The sequence below is a fragment of the Thermoanaerobaculia bacterium genome, from assembly GCA_018057705.1.
Classification (GTDB): domain Bacteria; phylum Acidobacteriota; class Thermoanaerobaculia; order Multivoradales; family JAGPDF01; genus JAGPDF01.
In genome coordinates, this window is the sequence record JAGPDF010000137.1 from 1 (window position 1) to 6,258 (window position 6,258).

The window sequence follows — 6,258 nt, forward strand, 5'->3', positions numbered from 1 at the left end:
CCGAGCTCGCCGCCGCCCAGGAGGAGGCTGGTGCCGACCATCTCCTTCGGACGCTTGGTGATCAGGTTCACCACGCCGGTCATGGCGTTGGCGCCCCAGACGGCGCTACCCGGTCCGCGCACGGCTTCGATCTGTTTGATCTCGGCGGTGTTCACCGGCAGGAAGTCCCACATCACGAAGCCGAAGAAGTCGAGGTAGAGCGAGCGGCCGTCGAGCAGCACGAGCTGCGAAGTCGCCAGGGTGTTCGTCGAGCCGCGCGCCGTCATGTTGATGTCGCGGGCGCTGGTCTGCGAGACGTTGAGGCCCGGAACGTTGCGCAGCAGCGCGCCGTAGTTGTCGGCCGGAATCGACTCGATGTCCTTGGCCGTCAGCACGGAGATCGCGGCCGGCGCCTCGTTCAGCGACTGCTCGGTACGCGACGCGGTGACGACGATGACCTCTTCGACGAGCTCATCCGGCTCTTCCGCCGGTGGCGCCTCTTCCTGAGCCATCGCCGGAGCGATGCCCATCGCCAACGCGGCGAGTGCAGCCAACCACAAACGCTTCTGATCCATTTCGCTCTCCCCCGTGCATGGCGAGACCGCTGAAGACGGCCTCGGAACCTCGAAAATTTCGCTGGCGCGGATCGTAACCCAGTCAAGGTCATTCTGCTACCATGAAATCGGAGGTCGTCCAGTGCACTCTTTTCGCCACATCGTGATCGGATTCGACGGCCGGGAAGACGGGCACCGCGCCCTGCGCTGGGCCCGGGGCGTCGCGCAGCAGACGCCGCAGATGACGCTGCACCTCACCCACGCGCTGGCGCTGCCCGCCGTGCCGATGCACTCGCTCGAGCTCTCCGCCGAGGAGATCCTTGCGGGTGCGGAGCGCGCCATCCGATCCCAGCTCGAGGCGGCCCAGCGCGAGCTCGCTGCGGCGGGATTCACCGTCGACATCCACGTGCGGCGATGGCTGCCGGGCGACACTCTCATCGAACAGGCGGAGGCTCTCGACCAGGCGATCATCGTGGTCGGCCAGCACGGCGGACTCGCCCGAAGGGTGCTCATCGGCTCGACGAGCGGGCGGGTCTCCCGCGAGGCCGGGGTTCCGGTCGTCGTGGTCCGCGGCGCCGACCGCCCGAGCCCCCCCCGGCGCCTGCTCGTGGGCACGGACGGCTCGGCCGGAAGTCTCGCCGCCCTGGCCGCCGCCCGGGCCCTCTGCCCGGACGCCCGCCTTCTCCTGGCGACCTTCCGGGATCGCACCGGCGGGCTCGATGGGGAAGCGCTCGCCGCCTTCGCCCAGGCGGCCGGAATCGATCCGGCAGAGGTCGAGTTCCACGCCACCGAAGGCGATGCCGCCGCCGCTCTCCTCTCCCTGGCGACGAGCGCGGAGGTCGATCTGCTCTGCGCCGGGCGTCGAGGCAGCGGGCCGCTCCTCGACCTGCTGCTCGGGAGTGTCTCCGAGAAGCTGCTGCAACTCGCTCCCTGCCCGCTGCTGCTCGCCCATTGAGCCGGGCACCACACTTGCTTTGGAGTCCAGCCATGCGCCGCTCTCGCCTCACCCCGATCGCCTGCCGGTCCCTGGCTCTCGCGCTGGTTTGCAGCCCGCTGCCCCCTCTCGCCGCGCAGGTCCCGACCTCTCCGCCACCGTTCGTGGAGACGATCGAGGTGCGTGAGGTCGAAGTCCTGGTCGACATTTCGGCCCTGCCTACCTTCGAGTCGATCGGACGCAAGGCGCGCGAGGATTTCATCGTCATCGAGGAGGGCGTTGCCCACCCGCTCACCGAGCTCGGTTCCTCCGATGGAGCGCCGTGGATCTTCGTGCTCTATTTCGACTCGATCCTTGCCGGCCCCGAGGCCCGGCAGCGCGCGGCGATCGAGCTCGCGGGACTGTCCGACCGCCTCACTGCCGGCGGCCTGGCCGAGATCGTGATCGCCGATCCGTTGCCACGCACGCTGCTTTCCACCGCTTCGGCGGACGCGCTGCGGCGGCAACTCGACGAGCTCGCGCTGGCGGCAGGCAAGGAGGTGGAGCGCACCGAACCCTCCTTGGCGACAGCGACGGCAGCGCGTCTCGCCCAGCTCGACCGTCTGACGGTCGAGATCGCGGCCCGGGGCGGCGGCGGCGCACGCGCCCTGCTTCTGCCCGTCGGCGCTTGGCCGTTCGACCCCGAGAGCCTCGCCCGCCTGACCCAGGCGAAGCCTGACGCGAGCCTCGAGGCGTCCGAGTTCCAACCTGTCCGGGAGACTTCCCGCGCCCTCGCCGCCTATGGATGGGTCACGCTGCCGATCGCGCTGCGCACGCCGCGCGACGTGCCGGAACCGTCCGCCGCGGAAAGGCGCACCCAGGTGTCGATGGGCGGTTCAGGCGACCGTCGCACGACCGTTCCGATCGTCTCGATCTCGGGCCAGGGCGAGCCCTCGGACCCGGCGACCGCCGCCCGGGTCGACACGCTCACCGACTTCGGTCTGATGCCGTTCGCCGAGCTCGCACGCGCCAGCTCCGGAGCCCTGATCGGTGAAAGCGGACGCCTGGAGAGCACGCTCGGCGATTTGCAGCGCCGCCGCCAGTTCACGTATCGCTCGCCGTTCCCGCAGCCCGGAAGCCTCCTGGCGCTCGAAGTCCGCTGGAAGGGCGGCGACGGACGCACTCTGCCGGCCCCCCGCTGGCTGCGCTCCTCCACCCCGCCCGAAGTCTCGGCTGCCCGCCTTCGCCGGCTGCTCGCGGGTGACGCCGTACCTCAGGCACCGAAGACAGCCGGCATCCAATGGAACCCGGACGCGAAGCGCGTCTGTTTCCCGGGCGACGGCGACAAGCGCTGGATCCGCCTCTCGACGGCATCGGAGAAGGACGGTCAGATCCAGCTCGTGACCGGACAGCCGCTCCAGATCGAGCGCGGTGCCGACGGCCTCTGCGCCGACGCCCCTGCCGTGGCGCCCGTTGGACCCCGCACCGCCAGCCTGATCGAGGAGCTCGAGAGCGAGAGCTGGACGGGAGCGGTCACCGCTCCGAACTGAGCGGCTAGTCCTGGCGATAGCTCGTCTTCTGCTCCGAGAGGACGGCGATCGGCTTCCCGCCTTTCGTTGCTGGCGTATAGACGAGCTCGCGCGTGAACTCACAGCTCGCCAGAACGATGCCGACCTCATGTGAGGACCAGACGATTCGCGGATAGGTCGGAATACCCTGCTCGTCGATGCGCACCTTGACGAGGATCGATCCCTCCCATCGCCGTTGGCGGGTCTTCTCCAGGTAGATCAATCCGCGTCCACGGGTCAGGATCGTCGGCTTCTGCCCTCCGGCCCGTTTCAGCTCCTCGAAAGTCAGGGCCGGTGGAACCGGATCGGCCGACAGGCGGTGCCGCGCGAGGACCTCGCCGGCCGCTCCGAACTCCCGCAGATCCCAGGATTCGATCGCAGGGTCGAGTTGCTGCGCCACATGCCAGTCCCATGTCGCTCCCCGTTCGTCTCCGCCTCCGGCCTCGGTGAGCGCACGCAGCGTGAGCGCCAGCGCGAAAGCGTGTCCCGCCTTCTTGCCGGGATTGACCTCTTCGGTCATCTCCTCGAGGACCGGAGCGATCGTCGCGCGAGCCTGGCTCGGATTGCCGACCCGCAACAGCCGCACCGTCTCCTGAATCCGCGCATTCCAGGAATCCACCTTCTTGTTCTTGCCTGCGCATGGGCTGGGCAAGACGAGGCCGACTGCCAGGACGGCTGCAACAAGGACACTCCTCCGACCCGTCTTCATCGTCATCCCTTTACCGGGCTTTTCCTGCCCCGGCACTCGACTATGTTGCCACAGCCCCGCCAGAGGATGGGCAGAGAGAGCAGATCTATTTACGCCTCGTTTGCGCTATTGTCGAACCATGTCCGGGAGGAGGAAGGACGACATCGCGCGCAACCTCCATATGGGGGGCGGGAAGCCGTATCTGTCCCCCGGCGCCCGCAAGGAGAAACTCCTCGAGCGCTCCTACGCCCGCGCCGCCGGACGGGCTCCGCTGCCTTACGCCGAGCTGCGCACCGCCTCGGCTTTCTCCTTTCTCGACGGCGCCTCGCTACCGGAGGATCTCGTGGCGCGCGCCGCCGAGCTCGGCCTGCCGGCGATCGCCCTGGTCGACCGCAACGGGGTCTCCGGCGCACCACGGTTCTACAAAGCGGCGCGCGCCGCCGGCCTGCGCGCGCTGGTCGGAGCCGAGGTCGTCCTCGCCGATCTTCCCGCGAGCCGCCTCACGCTGCTCGTCGAGTCGCCCGCCGGTTACAGAAATCTCTGCAAGCTGCTCACCGCGGCGGCTCGGGGGAAGCCGAAAGGCGCTGCGGCGGCGAGTTTCAAGGAGATCGAGGAGTGGAGCGCCGGCTTGCACGTTCTTACCGGGGGCGACGAAGGACCGCTCGCCCAGGCGTTGGCCGGCCACGGCAGCGGCGCGGACCCGGCCCGGACCGTGCTCGAGCGGCTCGCCCATCTCTTCCCCGGGCGCGTGCACGTCGAATTGCAGCGCCACGGCAGGCGCCAGGAGGAGCAGCGCAACCAGGCGCTGGTCGATCTTGCCGCGCGACTCCGCCTGCCGCTCGTCGCGACCAACGGTGTGCGCTACGCCCGCACCGAGGACAAGTCGCTGCACGACATCCTGACCTCCATTCGCCATCACACGACGCTCGACGCGGCCGGTTCGCGCCTCGCGGCGCATCGGGAGCGTCATCTCCTGCCCGCGGCCGAGATGGCCCGTCGCTTCGTCGATCTTCCGCAGGCCGTCACGCATGCCTTCGAGCTCGCGCAGCAGCTCGACTTCACCCTCGCCGATCTCGGCTATCGCTTCCCCGATTTCCCGCTCCCCACGGGCGAGACGCCGTCGTCCTACCTCCGGCAGATCACCTGGAATCATGCCCGGGCCCGTTTCCGTCCGCTCTCGGCGCGCGCCCAGGCGCAGCTCGGCAAGGAGCTCGCGATGATCGAGAAGCTCGGTCTCGCCGGCTACTTCCTCATCGTCTGGGACATCGTCGAGTTCTGCCGCCGCGAGAAGATCCTCTGCCAGGGGCGCGGCTCGGCGGCCAACAGCGCGGTCTGCTACGCGCTGGGCATCACGGCCATCGACCCGGTGAAGATGGAGCTGCTGTTCGAGCGTTTCCTCTCCGAGGAGCGCGGCGAGTGGCCCGACATCGATCTCGACCTGCCGTCGGGCGACCCGCGCGAGAAGGTCATCCAGTACGTCTACCGGCGCTACGGCGGCGAGGCGACCGGAGGGAGCCCACATGCGATCGCTGCGGCGATGACCGCCAACGTCATCACCTATCGTGACCGCTCGGCGGCGCGCGAGGTCGCGAAGGCCCTGGGCTTCTCGCGCGAGCAGGAGGACAAGCTCGCCAGGCAGCTCGGCCATTTCCGCTACGACCTCGAGCGCGGCGACGAGAAGTACCTCGACCGCGAGCTCGCGACCGCCGGCTTCGATCCGCAGGAGCCGAGAAACCGCCTCTTCGGCGTCTACTTCCGCAGGATCCAGAACCTGCCTCGCCATCTGGGGCAGCACTCGGGCGGCATGGTGATCGCCGCCGGCCGGCTGGACGAGGTCGTGCCACTCGAGCCGGCGGCGATGCCGGGGCGCACCATCGTGCAGTGGGACAAGGACGACTGCGCCGACCTCGGGATCATCAAGGTCGATCTGCTGGGGCTGGGAATGCTCAACGCGCTCGAGGAGGCGATCCCGATCATCCGCGAGAACGAGCGGGTGAGCGTCGATCTCGCGCACCTGCCGGCCGACGACCCGAAGGTCTACGCCATGCTCCGCGCCGCCGACACGGTCGGCGTCTTCCAGGTCGAGAGCCGCGCCCAGATGGCCTCGCTGCCGAGAAACGCGCCGACCCGCTTCTACGATCTGGTCATCCAGGTCGCCATCATCCGGCCGGGGCCGATCACCGGCGGCATGGTCCATCCGTTCTTCGAGCGCCGGCGCGGGCGCGAGAAGGTGACCTACTTCGACCCCTGCCTCGAGCCGATCTTGAAGCGCACCCTCGGCATTCCGCTCTTCCAGGAACAGCTCCTGCGTATCGCGATGACGGCGGCCGGCTTCTCCGGTGGCGAAGCCGAGGAGCTCCGGCGCGCCATGGGTTTCAAGCGCTCGGTCGAGCGGATGGAGGCGATCGAGGCGCGGCTGCGCTCCGGCATGGCAGCGCGCGGCATCACCGGCGCCAATCAGGACCAGATCGTGCAGTCGATCACCTCGTTCGCGCTCTACGGTTTCCCCGAGTCGCACGCCGCCTCCTTCGCGCTCATCGCCTACGCCTCGGCCTA

Annotated in this window: 5 protein-coding genes; 3 read left to right on the top strand and 2 right to left on the bottom strand. The window is 69.1% G+C overall.

The genetic code is table 11. The features are described from left to right. Positions 1-554 (bottom strand): TonB-dependent receptor plug domain-containing protein (locus KBI44_20990; GenBank protein ID MBP9146961.1); only part of this gene is annotated, 554 nt, incomplete at its 3' end. Positions 555-675: 121 nt separating this feature from the next. Here KBI44_20990 and KBI44_20995 point away from each other — a divergent pair. Next, positions 676-1,488, top strand: a complete 813-nt coding sequence (locus KBI44_20995; GenBank protein ID MBP9146962.1) for a universal stress protein — start codon at positions 676-678, stop codon at positions 1,486-1,488. A gap of 32 nt (positions 1,489-1,520) precedes the next feature. Further along, positions 1,521-2,996: a hypothetical protein gene (locus tag KBI44_21000; protein ID MBP9146963.1), complete on the top strand. Its 1,476-nt coding sequence runs from the start codon at positions 1,521-1,523 to the stop codon at positions 2,994-2,996. 4 nt (positions 2,997-3,000) lie between these two features. Here the strand turns inward: KBI44_21000 and KBI44_21005 are convergent, their stop codons facing one another. Beyond that, entirely contained in the window at positions 3,001-3,633 is a 633-nt protein-coding gene (locus KBI44_21005) for an energy transducer TonB (GenBank protein MBP9146964.1), read from the bottom strand. A gap of 250 nt (positions 3,634-3,883) precedes the next feature. On the opposite strand from KBI44_21005, the gene dnaE reads away from it, so the two are divergent. Then, positions 3,884-6,258: DNA polymerase III subunit alpha (gene dnaE / locus KBI44_21010; protein MBP9146965.1), on the top strand; the 2,375-nt coding region annotated here is incomplete at its 3' end.

What these genes read in the sequence shown, in the direction of transcription:
- KBI44_21000 (MBP9146963.1), top strand. Translation starts at nt 1,521, where the DNA reads ATGCGCCGCTCTCGCCTCACCCCGATCGCCTGCCGGTCCCTGGCTCTC.